Here is a 13,580-nt window from a genome sequence, read left to right as displayed (position 1 = left end):
TACAACACTTACAGACCGCATTCGGCGCTCCAGGGGCGTACGCCCCTGGAGACCCTCCAGCAGTGGAGAGCGGCCTGACTACCCACCAGCTCTCAGAAGAACTGGACCAGTAAGGGGGGTCACGTCAGGGCCAGAAGAAGGCGCTGGCAATGGCCGTCACAAATCACCTGGGCCGCAGGCGTTACACCAAGCTGGCGGAATGGTTGGCACCATCTTGAGATCCGTCTGCGGGGATGGCTCAGATGGTCATGAGTCAGCCAAAGCCGCGATCGAAGAAAGCATCAACAGCAGTTCCGGCAGTCGTTGCTGGCTGGCCTGATCACCTGGGAGGAACGCAGGAACTGCCTCGATGAAAGCGGGCGTCGCCAACAGGACTTGGAAGTGTGCCGCGAGAGCGTTCCGGAGCTCAGGCGGGCTCAGCCGACACTCCTCCAGCAGCGACTCGCGACCGTCGACGACCGCCATCAGATCCTCCAGGTCGTGGCTGAAGAGAAACGCTCCCTGCCCACGGCCGTAGAAGGCCTCCAGCTTGGTGGCCAGGAACACCGGTGCAGTCACCATCCTGATCGAGCGGCCGCTCGGCAACACCTGAAGCTGGGCGGACTCCACGGCCAGGGGATACCAGCGGTTGGAGAACCCGAGGATGTTGCCTTGGGCGGGCATCAGGTCGAGGGTGATCTGCTCGATGCACCAGCGACAGAGGGGTGCACCGGGCCGTGTGTCCTCCTGGAACCCCCGTGCCCGCAGCTGCATCCCCAGCTGGTAGTAGTCGGCCCTGGCGATCACGCGGCAGATCACATCCACATCCTGGGTGGGCCGGATGTCCGGCATGGCCGGATCTGTGATCAACAGACCGGCCACCGCTCCGCCGACAAACACCAGTTGCTCGAGCAGGGCCTCTCCCAGATGCGCAGCCGCCTGTTCGAGCAGGGCGACATTGGGGTCATTGGGGTTCATGGCTGCAGCCGCTCCTCCAGCAGCGCCACGGCCAGGGCCTGTTCACGGGCGCTGCCGCCACGCACGGCATCGAACAGGGCCAGCAGCTCCCCCAGTGCCGGGTTGCGCGCCGCTGCCTCAGGAACACTCGGGTAGAGCGGGGTGAAGGCGAGGCCACGGGTCGTGCCGTTCTTCCACGGCCAGACCGGCGGCGGATCGCTCCCCGGCCGGATCTGCTCCTTGAGGGGGGAGGCGGCGTACCCGGTTGGAATACCCCGGGTCATCCCGCCCTGGCTGGCCGGGAAGCAGTAACGGGCACCGTGCTGGAGAAACTGCTGCAGCGCCGTACGGATCACCTGTGGCTTGCCATCGCTGGTCTTGACGGCCAGCCTGGCCACCACCGCCCGCTCCACAGCCGCATGGGCCTCAGAGGCCGTGATGCCCAGCTCAGCGCCGAGTGCGGCGTAGCTCGGTGCCAGCTCGAATGGAAGCGCCAGGCGAAGAAGCACCACCAGGTCCTGGGGGCGCAACACGGGCTGGGGATTGGAGGGGAAGCGGGCCAACGACGTGCCTCATTCGCTATTCGCGAATAGCAAATATAAGCCGCCTGGTGGACGGCCGGCCGGACACGAGCGGTGCCGAGAGCACAGTGTTCCTGCTCGGAGGAGGCCTGGTGATGAAGGGCACCCTGACCACAGAGCCGGCGATCTTCCTTCCCACCCTGCTCAGCGATGAGCGCCGCATCCAGGCAGCCAGAACCTCCTCCTGGGTTGAGCAACGCCTGGGCCTTGAGCTCAGCGCCTGGCAGAAGGCAGCCGTCCGGACGATCGAGCCACTCAGGCCCACCACCTCCACCAGCGTCTGCGGCCCGCCGATCTGGCGTGGCGGCCATCACAGAGCGGGTAGCGGTGGGAGAGGCCGCAGCCGCAGACCATCACCGAGCTGGCCTGATCAAGCCGCAGCTCCCGTGACACCCAGCCGGAGCCGAGGTGGGCGCCATCGCAGATCCAGCCGTGACGGCTGCGGCCACAGCGGCAGAGCTGGTGCACGCCGGCTGGCAGTTCCAGGGGAATCGGACCCGCAGAAGGCGGAGCCGATTCAGCCATGGCATTCCCAGCCGCAGCTCGTGTGGCAGGGCTCACCGTTGGGGTGCCCCTTGGCGCAGACCTCGCTGCAGAACAGGGAAGCGCCGCTGCGGAACGGGCTGTCCGCTTGCACCATGCAGTGGCAGCCGGGGCAGGCGCACTGCAGCGTGGCGGGTTTCTCCAGGGTCGCGTTCATGGCCTCTCCTTGCTCAGTGCCGCTACTAACAGTCTGGTACCGCCGGCATCGGGAAGGAACGGCTTGCCGTACTGTCAAGCGGGGCTCCTGGATCTATCAATGAATCAGAGGCCACGACCAGGGCAGCGCGAGCCCAGACCCTGCAACCGGCCAAAGGGCGCCCGACACGGGGCGCCCTTCTCATTTGGAACCTGGCCAGCGGTCACCATGAACCGAGGAGGCAAGCCCCCCGACTGTTAGCAAAGAAATCCGCTCGGTCTCGCCCATCCACCAGGGTGGCAAAACCATGGAACTGCTCGTGAGACTGTTCGTCGGTCAACCACCAGCCATCCTGACGGTGGCCGTCGTTTTTCTGGCGGGCTACCTGGCCCTGCGGTTCCGATGGCCCGGTGTGGCCCGCCATCCCCGTGCACTGTTGTTCGGGGCCATGGGTTGGGGGATCTTCGCCGGCTGGGAATGGCTGGTGCTGCTCAGAACGCCGGAAGCGAACATCCGGGTTGATCTGCTTGTGATCGGCCCCGTGCTGTTGCTCCTGTCGTCTTGGTCACTCCTGCGGGCGTTTCGATAGCCGCGGTGGCTGATCGCGCCACACGGATGCTGTGCATGCTTGCCGCTCTCGCCAGCCTGGTGATCGTTGGCACGGGCACCACCGGGCTGCGAACGGGGGATCTGCCGTTTCTGGCCTTCCTGATTGCCCCTTACTTCGGCCTTGGACTGCTGGCCTGGAGGGAGCGGGAGCGGCCCCGCCTTTCGAACCTGCTGTTCGTCGCTGTGCTGGTGCTCTCCCTGGGAGGCACGCTCCTCCTGGGAATCGACAGCTACCGCTTCCACACCGTGCCCGAACATCGCCTGGTGCAGCGGATGACCATCCTCACCGTGCCGATGCTGCAATCGACAGCCGTGATTGCGATTGCCCTGCTGCTTCAGGTGAATCGAATGCTGGCAGGCCATGGCCGCGCAGGGACTGGCCGGTCAAGCCGCCGCTGAGGGAAACGGCGAAGGGTCAGGCCTGATTGCCCAGACCCTTCAGGGCATCGCCGACGGCATCGATTACCTTGGCCTGAGCCTACTTAGCCTTGCCTGTGGCCTTGAGTGGGTCATCACCGGTGAGCTCGCCGGCCGCCGCCTGCAGCTTGCCCTCGGCATCCTTGGCGGAAGCCTTGATCTTGTCTTCCAGGCTCATGGTGATAAGACGAAAGAACTGAAGTGAACCTTAGGCCCAGCGAGGTGAAGGATCTTCAGCAGGGATCAGGCCCGTTTGAGCACCCTGAGCACCACCAGCAGGATCACCGCACCGAGGGTGGCCACCACGATGCTGCCCAGCAGGCCGCCGCCCACGGCTCCACCGAGACCGCTGAAGAGAAGCCCACCGAGCAGGGCTCCGATGATGCCCACCACCAGATCGCCGACGAGCCCGAAGCCTCCCCCTTTGACGAGAACCCCGGCAAGCCAGCCGGCAATCACACCGACGAGGAGGAACCAGAGAACGTTCATGGTGGATTCCGCTCAGGACAAGAGGGCCATCGGACCGTAACCCTCGTGGTTGCAATCGCCATGGTCTCGTAGAACTTCGTAGTCGTTGCTACCGCAGTCGCCGCTGTCGTCGCATCCCTTGGCTCAGGCTGCTGGAAGCTGTGGTCAGGTCTGGCGGCTGATCCCAAGACCGATGGCTGTTCTCTGACCTTTGCTGCGGACAGGGGGGCCCTTGAACGCAAAATGAAGATCTTTCTTCGTCCTCATGGGTGATCGTCAGGCCTCCTGGGCGCTGCTCCTCAACGTCCTGCTGACAGTGGCAGGGCTGGCCTCGCCGGCCAGCGCCCAGCCTCAGGTCCAGGGCAGCCCGATTCGCTCCCTGCTCGAGAACGGAGCAGGCCGGCTGTTGTGGATCTATGACGGGATCCGCCACGTGGAACTGCCCCTCGCCGATGGCAAGGCGGTGATCGGCCTGAGCTGTGAGCGTCAGACCTGGACCGTGTTCTCGATCGAGCGCGGCGGGAAGCAGGTGTACAGCTTCCGTGAGGACCCTGCCTGGGGATACCAGCCTGCAGGGCCCATCGCCGCATCTGGACTCTGCACCGCCCCTGTGCGCGTCGCTGAGTGACGCGAGGCCGCTGGCTGCCGCCGCTTGACTGTGCGGCTGGAGAGGGCAGGGTTGCGGCAATCTGCGCCGTGGGCCTCACCCTCGGGCTGATGGTGTTGCTCGGGAGCGGCGGGGAGCAGGGTGTGACACCATCCATCTCCGATCGCGTCATCTTCTTGGCTGTAATGGGGGGGCCTTGGAGCAGGCACTGCCGTGGTTCTCTTGTGGATTGCGGCTTGGATGCACCGGCGGCTCACTCACCAGACTTCAGCTCGACGCCGTCGCTGAAGATGGAGTTGCTCGTGAGCACCGCCAGGCCCTTCGGCATGGCCTCCTCGGCCGGGATCCGCTGATTCTCCGCGGAACGATCGCCGTCGACTCCCTATGGCGGCCCTAGGTGGCGGGGATCCTGCGGCCGGTCTCCAACCGCCATAGGTCGCGCTAGAGGTTTGCCAGGGCAAGGAGCAACTTCAGCTTGAGGTCGTTCTTGCGAATGCCTTGGTAGAAGACCCTTGCGGAAGCGGAACTGACATTTGATGATTCGAAAAGAATGCTCAACTTTGGCGCGGAAGTGGACCTTCGCCGCCTCAGTCAGATCCTGAAGCCAGCCCTATGATGTCTCTTGAAGCACTCTGCGCTGGCCGAGCTTCATGGCAATCCTGAACTCAGCTTCACAGTCCTGGAAATCACCACGGTTCTCGATTCCGATGTGGCCTGCAACTGCTTCGCAGAAGCCAGGGGCTACGCCGTAGATGAGGCGCTCATCCCCATGAAGCCGGTCTGCTGCTGTGTTCAGCTCATGAGCATTGGCGACAGCCAAGAGCCAGTTCGTGACCAAGGCTCCCCTTATTGCCAGCAACAGAGCTGACGCTCGCCTGTTGACAAAAATGCATGGCCAATGTTAAGATTATTGATGTGCTTTCTTGCAGAGCTAATCTTAAAGCATGATTTAATCCTTTGCTTCACAGCATTTTCTTTCAACAATCGACAAAGAGTGTTCAAAATGAAACAAAAACATCACGTTTTCGTTGCCGCTGTCGCCGCGAGTGGGCTGTTCCTGCCTCTTGCCTCCCATGCCATTGATCCGGCTTATGCCAAGAAGCTCGAGAAATCTGGCTGTACCCAGCTAACCGAGTTGCAGGGCTGCGACATCAACAAGACCAAAGCCGAAAATGCCAAAGCTGGTTTCGGAACGGCACCGGCTGTCGCCGCTTTGCCTTACACCGGCCAGTGGATCGCCAAGAATCCCGGAACTGGGCAAACCGTGGCCATCATCAGCATCGATAACAAAAACAAGGTTGTGGTGAACGGCAAGTCTGTCGCCAGCAAGCTCAGTGACGGTGCCTTGGTGTTCAAAACCGGCTTTATCACCTTCACGATTCAAGGCGATCCCCGCATCGCCGATGAGAGCAGCTGGTTCGACTCCGACGCTCGGACCAAAGGCCCGATCCGTCGGCAGTAATCCTTGGGACTTAGGCCAAACCAAGGCATCTGGAGGAGCTTTGCGCCTGCTGCGGCGCCATCGCCATCGCCATCGCCTCATGATTGCAGCGACTGATGGCAGGTTCCAAGGAGACGCGGATGGCCTGTGGTCCTGCAGGTGCCACTACCACGGGGCTCTCCAGGCCCGGCAGGAACCAGGCGTGGAGAGCTCTCGCCATTGCCGAGCAGTTCCTCGGCTCAGTTGCAGTCGGCCTTGGTCGTGTAGGTGATCGACTGGTAGCGCCCATCGGTGGTGCGAACGGCCACGCAGTTGTTGGTGCGTGGCTGCTCCCAGTACGTGAAGGAACTGTCGGCCAGTTTCGCGCCGCCGCGGTAGGTGTAGCCCTTGGCCGTGATGGTGGCTTCTGCGCCCGATGCACGAGCCCCGACGAGCGACTGCAGCTCTCCCACGGGAGCACCCTGGGTGGCTGGCTCACTCCGCTGGACCGGCTTGCCGCTGATCAGGCCTCCGATCAGGGCACCCAGCGCAGCCCCGACGAGGGCCGTGCTGTCAGCCTTCTGGGGAGGGGTTTCAAAGCGGGCGTCGGGATTTTCAACCCGATCGAGCCTCACGGACAGTTTGCGGGGTTCTCCGTCTTCCCAGCTGAAGACATCGTGATCAGGCTGAGCGGTGTGGCGCACGTTGCGGATACCGGCGTGGGTCTGCACCCTCAGTGCCTGTGGATTGGGACCCGAGAAGTTGAATTCGGTGCCGTCATCGAGTTTCACCACGTAGGCATCCACGCCACCAGCCTGTTTGTGCTTGAAGGTGCAATGGCCGTTGAAAGGCACATAGCCGCCACTGGAGAGCTTGCAGCGTCCCTGGGCGCGCACGAGCACCTCGGCCAGGGCTGCCTGAGGAGCGATGGCGGTGAAGCTGCAGAGCGCCAGGCTGGCCGCTGAGAGCAAGGAGGCGGAACGCTGCCAGGGACGGGGCATGTGCGGTGATGAATTTGAGCGGCTGATCCTAAGGGTCCCTCCGCCCGAAGCCTGTTCCTTGCCCGCTGTCCTCTGCTGCTGCCCGAAAGAACACCAAGCCAGTCCTCTCCAGCGCTTGTGACCCACGGGGTAGCGGATCCGGTGTCTGCCACTGGTGAGGTGTTCGCTCAGAGCGATCAGACCCTGGCGCAGCTGATCAGCATGCAATTGGATGCCATCCAGGCCGGCAGCGGTCATGGGTGGTCGTGCTCAGAGGCCCCGCTTCTGGGGTGTCACCTCGCAAGGCAGCCGGTGCTCGCGGGGATCCTTCTCGTTCCACGCCAGGTAGGCGGTGCCGGGGTCCGCTCGGCGCAAGGGGATGGCCGGCGCCACGCTGGGGTTGGTGGGGTAGGTGCGGCCGTCGTTGCGCAGCACGGCGTAGTAACTGGTCCCGGCATCCACCCGCACACGGGTGATCAGCTCCTTCCAGCCGTTGTGGCGCCGCTCGGTCACGATCAGGGGATCCTTGAACAGGCTCATCTGGGTGATGAGCTCCAGCCGGCCGGGGCTGGGCTCGCGGAAGATCAGCAGCGGGCAGCCGCCGGTGCCGCAGAACATCGGCCCCACCACCTGGGCCACCACCTCGGCTCTGCCGTCGCCGCCCAGATCCACCCGGCTCCAGCTGTAGCGAGGCGCCGGCAGGCGCTCGCATGCGGCCTTGATCCTGTTGCGCTTCACCATCTCCCCCTCGGCACTGCCGGGATCGGGACCGTGGCCCTGGCCGTCGTCGATGCGCACCGGGAAGAGAACCTCGCGCAGGGCCGCCTCAAGGGAGGGGTTGGGCCGGGGCTCGGGCGGGACCGAGCGCACCACCGTGGGCCTGGCGCTGGTGGTGGGCTGGGCCTGCAGCGGTGGCACCAGGACGAGGCCGGCGGCCAGTGGCAGCAGGGGCAGGGCGACGCGCTGAGCCAGTGGGATGCGGCGGCGAAGGCGGACCATCCGGGGCCAAGGGAGCGACACACCCCTTCCTAGCCGGCAACCGGGAGGCAGATGAGGATAGGTATCCGTAGGCATAAGGCGGCTCCTCGCCTTCCCGGATAGCCAGACCCCTCAACCGGCCCAAGACGAAGTCTTCTCATTGGCTTCTTTCCGGCATCTGTTCTATCCGGCATCTGTTGGAGCAGCGTCTCAACGCTGGCCACCTTGTCCTCCAGCGTCTGGTTCCGATCGGTTCGGGGGTTGACCTTCACGGTCGTGTAGACGCGGGGACAGCCCATGGCATGCACCGCCTGATGACAGGTCTCGATCGCAGCAAACACCGGTCCCCACTTGCCCTCGATCGCGGTGCCGTTGGGGTGCAGCTGGATCTTGAGACCGGCGTTCAGCAAGACCCGCTCACACGCAGCGATGTAGGGCGCCAGGTAGACGCCGACCCCAATCGGTACAACGCCGAGATCGACGATCACCTTCATAGAACTGCCTCCGGAGGCTTCATTGAGAGGCTCCCATCCTCCTGGCCCCCTCTACCTCCCGGCCGAAGAGGCCTCAGGCTTCCCCCGCGGCGCCAAGCCTTCTCAGGTAGCCAGACCTAGCGTTGAGGCCATACCGCCGGGTGGGCCATGGCCGTGGTGAACCGCTGCGCGGTGGGGATCTACCCCAGTGAGAAACTGCTTGCGTGGGCGCGGCAGCACGACCTGGATGTCAATGCGGCTGGAGCCAGGGAGCCCTGCCTGTATATGATCCCCGGCTACGAGACGGAAGAGGAGGCTGAGGAGATCATCAAGGAGGCCTACGGGACGATCTTCGAAGCCGAGCTCGACGACTGGCAGCGCGACACCGGCACCTGGCCGGCGGAGCGCACCTACGCCATGTTCCGCAAATGGTTCGACGTGCGCCTCTACCCCCTGATCCAGGACCTGGTGGGCGAGGAACTCACCGCAACGGAGGTGGATGAGGAGTTCATCGGTGAGCTGCGCCCGACGTTGGAGGGATTGCACTCGTCCCCCCTTGAGCCTTCTCTGATTTCGTCATCCCGCCACGACGACGGTCTCCTGCGAGAGGCTGGGCTTGTCTGGCGTCACCCCGAGGCTTTATGGATCCAGTGGCCGAAATCAAGGAGGCCGTTGCCTCCCATGCAGCCAGGAGCGTGGAGCATGGGGAGCAACCATGCACTGAACCCTGCCATTGTGGCTCAGCGAGGCACAATGAAGCTCAAAGAAAGAATCAAGCCCACGCTCACCTTACAGGGCCTGGAGAGAGTAGAGGCAACATGGGTTGATGAGCCGTGATAAAATAGGCTTGAGAGGGTGTTCCAGCTAGCTTAATGGCAAAGCGCAGCATCAGATTTGGGCTCTGCTTGATTGCTGCCATCACCAGCAACGGAGGTGATGCCTTGGCTCAGTCGCTACCCTCCGGAGCGATCCAGCGTTACGAGCGTGACCAGCGCCTGCGCGACACCCTTGATGAGCAGAATCGTCGCCAGCTGGAGCAGCTCAACAAGCCACAGGTCCCCGAACAACCACCCCAGGAGAAAGAGCCACTGCCGGAAACTCTGCCTGACTTCTTCTACAGCAGTGTGAGCTTTGAGGGGGTGACGGTGGAGTGGAAGGGGCAGCTCGAAGCCCTGGCCGCTCCCTATCTGAACCGTCCCGTCAGCCTGCGCGACCTGGAAACCCTGCGCAGCGCCATTCGCGACGCCTATCGCTCCCGTGGCCTTCTCGCTCTGGTGCGGATCGATCCGAGCGGCCCCAAGGGTGGTCCGCTCATGATCACCGTCACGGAGGCGCGCATGGGGGAGGTCAGGATTGATTCCACCGTGCCGCACCACCTCAACGACGGCATCGCCAAGGCCACGATCAGGGCCTCCGTGGCCCAGGGCAGTCTGCTGCGTCTCGACAAACTCACATCCGCCCTGCTCAAGCTCAACGATCTGGCGGGGGTGCAGGTGCGCTCCAGGCTCCAGCCGGGATCCGAGACCGGCACCACCGATGTGGTGCTCAGCGTCTTCGACACCGATCGCACCAGCGGCGAGCTCAATATCAACAACGAGATCAACCGTTTCCTTGGCAGTATTGACGTTGATCTGACGCTCACGGGTTCGAATCTGCTGGGTCGAGGCGAGCGGACCTCTCTGGAGGGGAGCTGGTGGGGCAACAGCTCCGGCACGGGCAACTGGGTGGGATCGCTGAACTTTGCACTTCCCGTCACACCTGACGGAGGCCAACTGAATCTCTATGCCAACTACAACAGGTACCGGCTTCTTGATGAACTCTTCAGTGCTGACATCAATGGCAGCACTGGCAACGTTCGGTTGGGCTTTCAGCAGCCCCTGTGGCGACGGCCCATGCAATCACTCTGGGGCTCCTTAAGCGCGGAGTACAACAGCTACATCGACAGAATCCAACGGACTGAGGTCCGCGACAGAGACAGCCAGGTGCTTCGGCTCTCCCTGATCGGCCAGAAGCAGGATGCGATTCTCGGCACCGGCTTGAACACGGCATTGCTTCAATACAGCCTTGGCAATCTGGATCGCTCCGGCAACAGCAATGATCTGTTTCTCGATGCCCTGACCGCCAACACGGATGGTGGCTTCAACAAGGTGGGTCTGGTGTACAGCCGCTATCAGGTTTTTTCCGATCGCTGGCAGGCCAAGGTGTTCGTTCAGGCCCAGAAAGCCTTCAACAATCTGGACGGTGCCGAAAAGATGTCCCTCGGCTATCCCAATGGTGTGCGGGCCTATCCACCGGGAGAAGCACCCGGGGATAGCGGCTTCAGTGGCCAGTTTGAACTCATCTACCGTGCATCTCCGCTGCTGTCTTTTGTGGCGTTCATCGATGCCGGTTACATCTGGCGCTGGAACACTCCCTTCACCGATGCGCTGCAGCCCAATTCCTTTGGCCTGGCCGGAACGGGCTTGGGGGTGGATCTGGGCACCTCCGGCGAATGGCTTCTCTCCCTGAAGGTCGGCTTCCCCATCGGCAACAACCCTGGCAGCGTGGAGAACACCGATGCTGACGGCTTCAACAAGGGAGCCAGGGTGTGGGGTTCCCTGCGGTGGTGGTTCTGATGAAACGCGCCGATCCAACCGTCTCGACCACCTTGCCGACCCTCCTCTGGCGCCTGTCACACGCAGGAATGGTGGCACTGACGCTGGCCCAGTCCAGCGCGCCGCCGATGGCCCGCGCCCAGGTGCTGCCCACCAGTCCCCAACAAGTGGGCAGCGGGGCCCATACCGTGACCACCTCAGGGAGCACCCTCACCGTCACCACCCCTGGCCGGGCGGTGATCAGCTGGGGCAGCTTCAACATCGGCCCCGGTGGCACGGTCGATTTCCAGAACCAGGGAGCCGTTCTCAACTACGTGCGCAGTGGTGGAGGCGCCTCACGCCTTGATGGCGTGCTCAGGGCCATCAACCCTGTGGTGTTGATCAACAACCAGGGCATCACGGTGGGCTCCACCGCCTTGGTCTCCGTGCCCAGCATCCTGCTCACGAGCGGCACACTCGCAGCCGGAGCCGTGGAGCAGTTCCTTTCGGGTTCGGCCTATGGCCCTGGCCTGAATGCCCCGTTGATCAGCATCGTCATGGCCGATGGGGATGGCCCCATCCAGGTGGATGGCACCATCCGTTCCACCAACGGAGGCGGCATCGCCCTGGTGGCTCCCGCGGTGACCCTGGGTCCAACGGGAGCAATCTTCACCAGGGGCGTCCGCAGCGCAGCCACCGGAACAGATGGCGTCAACACCACCGTCAATGGCGTGGTACCCGAGGGTTCCCTCTGGATCGGCACCACCGGGTTGCCGACCAACACGTTCACGGCGTCTCCTGGCCTGCCCACCGGCTTCGGCTTCATCCAGATCAGTGGCAGGCCCTCTCCCCAACGGGCGACCCTTTCACTCCAGGCCACCTACGACCTGGAGCGCTTCGTGATCAGCACCTCCGGGGCCAAAGCCGGTCAGTTCAACGATCTCTTCTTCTCCCCCAACTTCCGGGCGGCTGATTTCTTTGTCTATGACGGCATCGAGGCGATCGAGGAGGGGCATCGGGAAAGCACCAATGGGGGCTCCCTCAAGCGCCGTCTGACCCATACCGACGCCCAGGGCAACCTTGTCGCCGAAGAACGAGACGAGGCCAGCGTCCTTGGCCTGACGTTGCCAGCCGGGGCCGTTCTCTTGAATGCCGATGGTGTTCGTGTCGACCAGACATCGGGCAAGCTCACCTCCGGAACGCTCACGGTTCAGCCCGGTTCGGCAGCTCTCACGAACCCGGATTTCGTTGACCAGTTCGGCACCGGCCCCCTGAAGGTCACCATCGACGGCGGCGCCTCATCGGTGGTCGGCAGCAATGGGGTCAGGGCGCCCTATGGCCCGCAAACGGGACTGATCACCTGGACAAGGACGATTCCGGGGTCTCCCACCACCCAGATGGTGGCCATTCCCGGCGGATCGTTCACGATCATGCAAGGGCTGACGAATCCTGGTTTCACCAGGCCCCAGGAAGCTGGCATCAGCCAGACCTTTCTCAGGCAAGAAGGTGGCTATTTCCATGGCAACCATGGCACCTACGCAGGCACCAGCCCTTGCCCTGGCTGCCGCTATGTGAATCCCGTCACGGGTGAAGTGACCTACTGGAGAGGTCACTTCACCACCGACAGCAACGGCCGTCCGCAGTTCACCACCGCTGGCAATCTGCCTCCCACCCATGTGCTCTACGTGGTGGGAGGTCGGACATACGTCACTGACGCGTCAAGCTTCAACCCCCAGACCACGCCGAAGACGCCACCGACCCAGGTGGTGAGACCGCCGGTCTACCAACAGGTCACCACGCCGGGCACTCCCACCGTGGTGCAGCTCCAGCAGGCGCTTCCCCTGGCGGGCCAGACAGCGGTTCCCCAAGGTTCAGGCACGTCCACATGGCAGCGGCCGACCCAGGTGCCCCAACCGACCCCTGCTCCGACCCGGGCTCCCCTGCAACAGCCGCTGCTGACGCCGACGCTGGCACCGACCCAGGTGCCCCAACCGACCCCTGCCCCGACCCGGGCTCCCCTGCAACAGCCGCTGCTGACGCCGACGCTGGCACCGAGCCAGGTGCCCCAACCGACCCCTGCCCCAACCCGGGCTCCCCTGCGACAGCCGCTGCTGACGCCGACGCTGGCACCGAGCCAGGTGCCCCAACCGACCCCTGCTCCAACCCGGGCTCCCCTGCAACAGCCGCTGCTGACGCCGACCCTGGCACCGACCCAGGTGCCCCAACCGACCCCTGCTCCAACCCGGGCTCCCCTGCGACAGCCCCTGCTGACGCCGACGCTGGCACCGACCCAGGTGCCGCAACCGACCCCTGCTCCGACCCGGGCTCCCCTGCAACAGCCCCTGCTGACGCCGACCCTGGCACCGACCCAGGTGCCGCAACCGACCCCTGCTCCGACCCGGGCTCCCCTGCGACAGCCGCTGCTGACGCCGACGCTGGCACCGAGCCAGGTGCCGCAACCGACCCCTGCTCCGACCCGGGCTCCCCTGCGACAGCCGCTGCTGACGCCGACGCTGGCACCGACCCAGGTGCCGCAACCGACCCCTGCTCCGACCCGGGCTCCCCTGCAACAGCCGCTGCTGACGCCGACCCTGGCACCGACCCAGGTGCCGCAACCGACCCCTGCTCCAACCCGGGCTCCCCTGCAACAGCCGCTGCTGACGCCGACGCTGGCACCGACCCAGGTGCCCCAACCGACCCCTGCTCCGACCCGGGCTCCCCTGCGACAGCCCCTGCTGACGCCGACGCTGGCACCGACCCAGGTGCCGCAACCGACCCCTGCTCCAACCCGGGCTCCCCTGCGACAGCCGCTGCTGACGCCGACGCTGGCACCGACCCAGGTGCCGCAACCGACCCCTG

16 protein-coding genes and 1 pseudogene are annotated in these 13,580 nt (G+C 64.3%); 9 read left to right on the top strand and 8 right to left on the bottom strand.

Translation table 11 applies throughout. The features are described 5' to 3' along the window. Positions 1 to 246 precede the first annotated feature (246 nt). The 4 genes from VB739_RS13760 to VB739_RS13745 form a co-directional block, all read right to left on the bottom strand. Complete coding sequence (locus VB739_RS13760; RefSeq protein WP_323357614.1) at positions 247 to 957, bottom strand: hypothetical protein; 711 nt, start codon at positions 955 to 957, stop codon at positions 247 to 249. Next, positions 954 to 1,499 (bottom strand): hypothetical protein, encoded by a 546-nt coding sequence (locus VB739_RS13755; RefSeq protein ID WP_323357613.1) that lies wholly within the window; start codon positions 1,497 to 1,499, stop codon positions 954 to 956. Before VB739_RS13755 ends, VB739_RS13760 begins: the two co-directional genes overlap by 4 nt. 273 nt (positions 1,500 to 1,772) lie before the next feature. After that, a complete protein-coding gene (locus VB739_RS13750; RefSeq protein ID WP_323357612.1) occupies positions 1,773 to 2,042 on the bottom strand; it encodes a CDGSH iron-sulfur domain-containing protein in 270 nt (89 codons plus the stop codon). Then, positions 2,035 to 2,217: a conjugal transfer protein TrbI gene (locus VB739_RS13745; protein ID WP_323357611.1), complete on the bottom strand. Its 183-nt coding sequence runs from the start codon at positions 2,215 to 2,217 to the stop codon at positions 2,035 to 2,037. The genes VB739_RS13750 and VB739_RS13745 overlap by 8 nt, the downstream gene beginning before the upstream one ends. 286 nt (positions 2,218 to 2,503) lie before the next feature. Between VB739_RS13745 and VB739_RS13740 the strand changes: the two genes are divergently transcribed. Genes VB739_RS13740 through VB739_RS13730 form a run of 3 tightly spaced genes read left to right on the top strand, consistent with a single transcriptional unit; the run spans position 2,504 to position 3,427 of the window. Next, entirely contained in the window at positions 2,504 to 2,785 is a 282-nt protein-coding gene (locus tag VB739_RS13740) for a hypothetical protein (RefSeq protein WP_323357610.1), read from the top strand. A gap of 35 nt (positions 2,786 to 2,820) precedes the next feature. Then, positions 2,821 to 3,204, top strand: coding sequence for a hypothetical protein (locus VB739_RS13735; protein ID WP_323357609.1), 384 nt, complete (start codon positions 2,821 to 2,823; stop codon positions 3,202 to 3,204). Beyond that, positions 3,167 to 3,427, top strand: coding sequence for a hypothetical protein (locus tag VB739_RS13730; RefSeq protein ID WP_323357608.1), 261 nt, complete (start codon positions 3,167 to 3,169; stop codon positions 3,425 to 3,427). The genes VB739_RS13735 and VB739_RS13730 overlap by 38 nt, the downstream gene beginning before the upstream one ends. Before the next feature lie 38 nt (positions 3,428 to 3,465). Here VB739_RS13730 and VB739_RS13725 read toward each other — a convergent pair whose 3' ends face one another. Then, positions 3,466 to 3,711 (bottom strand): GlsB/YeaQ/YmgE family stress response membrane protein, encoded by a 246-nt coding sequence (locus tag VB739_RS13725; protein ID WP_197162514.1) that lies wholly within the window; start codon positions 3,709 to 3,711, stop codon positions 3,466 to 3,468. Between the two features lie 244 nt (positions 3,712 to 3,955). On the opposite strand from VB739_RS13725, the gene VB739_RS13720 reads away from it, so the two are divergent. The 3 genes from VB739_RS13720 to VB739_RS13710 all read left to right on the top strand — a co-directional run bounded on the left by VB739_RS13720 (position 3,956) and on the right by VB739_RS13710 (position 5,759). Then, on the top strand, positions 3,956 to 4,318 hold the full coding sequence (locus VB739_RS13720; RefSeq protein WP_323357607.1) for a hypothetical protein: 363 nt from the start codon (positions 3,956 to 3,958) through the stop codon (positions 4,316 to 4,318). Positions 4,319 to 4,919: 601 nt separating this feature from the next. After that, positions 4,920 to 5,165, top strand: a complete 246-nt coding sequence (locus VB739_RS13715) for a hypothetical protein (protein ID WP_323357606.1) — start codon at positions 4,920 to 4,922, stop codon at positions 5,163 to 5,165. A gap of 135 nt (positions 5,166 to 5,300) precedes the next feature. Next, positions 5,301 to 5,759: a hypothetical protein gene (locus tag VB739_RS13710; RefSeq protein ID WP_323357605.1), complete on the top strand. Its 459-nt coding sequence runs from the start codon at positions 5,301 to 5,303 to the stop codon at positions 5,757 to 5,759. Between the two features lie 218 nt (positions 5,760 to 5,977). On the opposite strand, the gene VB739_RS13705 is transcribed toward VB739_RS13710, so the two are convergent. The 3 genes and pseudogenes from VB739_RS13705 to VB739_RS13695 all read right to left on the bottom strand — a co-directional run. Beyond that, positions 5,978 to 6,718, bottom strand: coding sequence for a hypothetical protein (locus VB739_RS13705; RefSeq protein WP_323357604.1), 741 nt, complete (start codon positions 6,716 to 6,718; stop codon positions 5,978 to 5,980). Between the two features lie 249 nt (positions 6,719 to 6,967). Continuing rightward, the gene (locus VB739_RS13700; protein WP_323357603.1) at positions 6,968 to 7,696 is read right to left on the bottom strand and encodes a hypothetical protein; all 729 of its coding nucleotides are present in this window, start codon (positions 7,694 to 7,696) and stop codon (positions 6,968 to 6,970) included. A gap of 176 nt (positions 7,697 to 7,872) precedes the next feature. Continuing rightward, positions 7,873 to 8,169, bottom strand: a pseudogene (locus tag VB739_RS13695) (MTH1187 family thiamine-binding protein); the annotation flags it as partial. A 147-nt stretch (positions 8,170 to 8,316) separates the two neighbouring features. On the opposite strand from VB739_RS13695, the gene VB739_RS13690 reads away from it, so the two are divergent. The 3 genes from VB739_RS13690 to VB739_RS13680 form a co-directional block, all read left to right on the top strand. Then, positions 8,317 to 8,985 carry a hypothetical protein gene (locus tag VB739_RS13690; protein WP_323357602.1) on the top strand — a complete coding sequence of 223 codons (669 nt, stop codon included), beginning with the start codon at positions 8,317 to 8,319 and terminating at the stop codon, positions 8,983 to 8,985. 104 nt (positions 8,986 to 9,089) lie between these two features. Further along, a complete protein-coding gene (locus tag VB739_RS13685) occupies positions 9,090 to 10,763 on the top strand; it encodes a ShlB/FhaC/HecB family hemolysin secretion/activation protein (protein WP_323357601.1) in 1,674 nt (557 codons plus the stop codon). Positions 10,764 to 10,831: 68 nt separating this feature from the next. Then, positions 10,832 to 13,580 (top strand): filamentous hemagglutinin N-terminal domain-containing protein (locus VB739_RS13680; RefSeq protein ID WP_323357600.1); only part of this gene is annotated, 2,749 nt, incomplete at its 3' end.

The sequence above is a fragment of the Cyanobium gracile UHCC 0281 genome, from assembly GCF_034931305.1.
GTDB classification, from domain to species: Bacteria; Cyanobacteriota; Cyanobacteriia; order PCC-6307; family Cyanobiaceae; genus Cyanobium; species Cyanobium gracile_A.
This window is presented reverse-complemented; position numbering and strand designations above follow the sequence as displayed.

Excerpts from the sequence above, each read along its gene's own strand:
- VB739_RS13760 (WP_323357614.1), bottom strand. The coding sequence starts at position 957 with ATGAACCCCAATGACCCCAATGTCGCCCTGCTCGAACAGGCGGCTGCG.
- VB739_RS13750 (WP_323357612.1), bottom strand. The coding sequence starts at position 2,042 with ATGGCTGAATCGGCTCCGCCTTCTGCGGGTCCGATTCCCCTGGAACTG.
- VB739_RS13745 (WP_323357611.1), bottom strand. The coding sequence starts at position 2,217 with ATGAACGCGACCCTGGAGAAACCCGCCACGCTGCAGTGCGCCTGCCCC.
- VB739_RS13740 (WP_323357610.1), top strand. The coding sequence starts at position 2,504 with ATGGAACTGCTCGTGAGACTGTTCGTCGGTCAACCACCAGCCATCCTG.
- VB739_RS13735 (WP_323357609.1), top strand. The coding sequence starts at position 2,821 with ATGCTTGCCGCTCTCGCCAGCCTGGTGATCGTTGGCACGGGCACCACC.
- VB739_RS13730 (WP_323357608.1), top strand. The coding sequence starts at position 3,167 with ATGGCCGCGCAGGGACTGGCCGGTCAAGCCGCCGCTGAGGGAAACGGC.
- VB739_RS13725 (WP_197162514.1), bottom strand. The coding sequence starts at position 3,711 with ATGAACGTTCTCTGGTTCCTCCTCGTCGGTGTGATTGCCGGCTGGCTT.
- VB739_RS13720 (WP_323357607.1), top strand. The coding sequence starts at position 3,956 with ATGGGTGATCGTCAGGCCTCCTGGGCGCTGCTCCTCAACGTCCTGCTG.
- VB739_RS13710 (WP_323357605.1), top strand. The coding sequence starts at position 5,301 with ATGAAACAAAAACATCACGTTTTCGTTGCCGCTGTCGCCGCGAGTGGG.
- VB739_RS13705 (WP_323357604.1), bottom strand. The coding sequence starts at position 6,718 with ATGCCCCGTCCCTGGCAGCGTTCCGCCTCCTTGCTCTCAGCGGCCAGC.
- VB739_RS13700 (WP_323357603.1), bottom strand. The coding sequence starts at position 7,696 with ATGGTCCGCCTTCGCCGCCGCATCCCACTGGCTCAGCGCGTCGCCCTG.
- VB739_RS13690 (WP_323357602.1), top strand. The coding sequence starts at position 8,317 with ATGGCCGTGGTGAACCGCTGCGCGGTGGGGATCTACCCCAGTGAGAAA.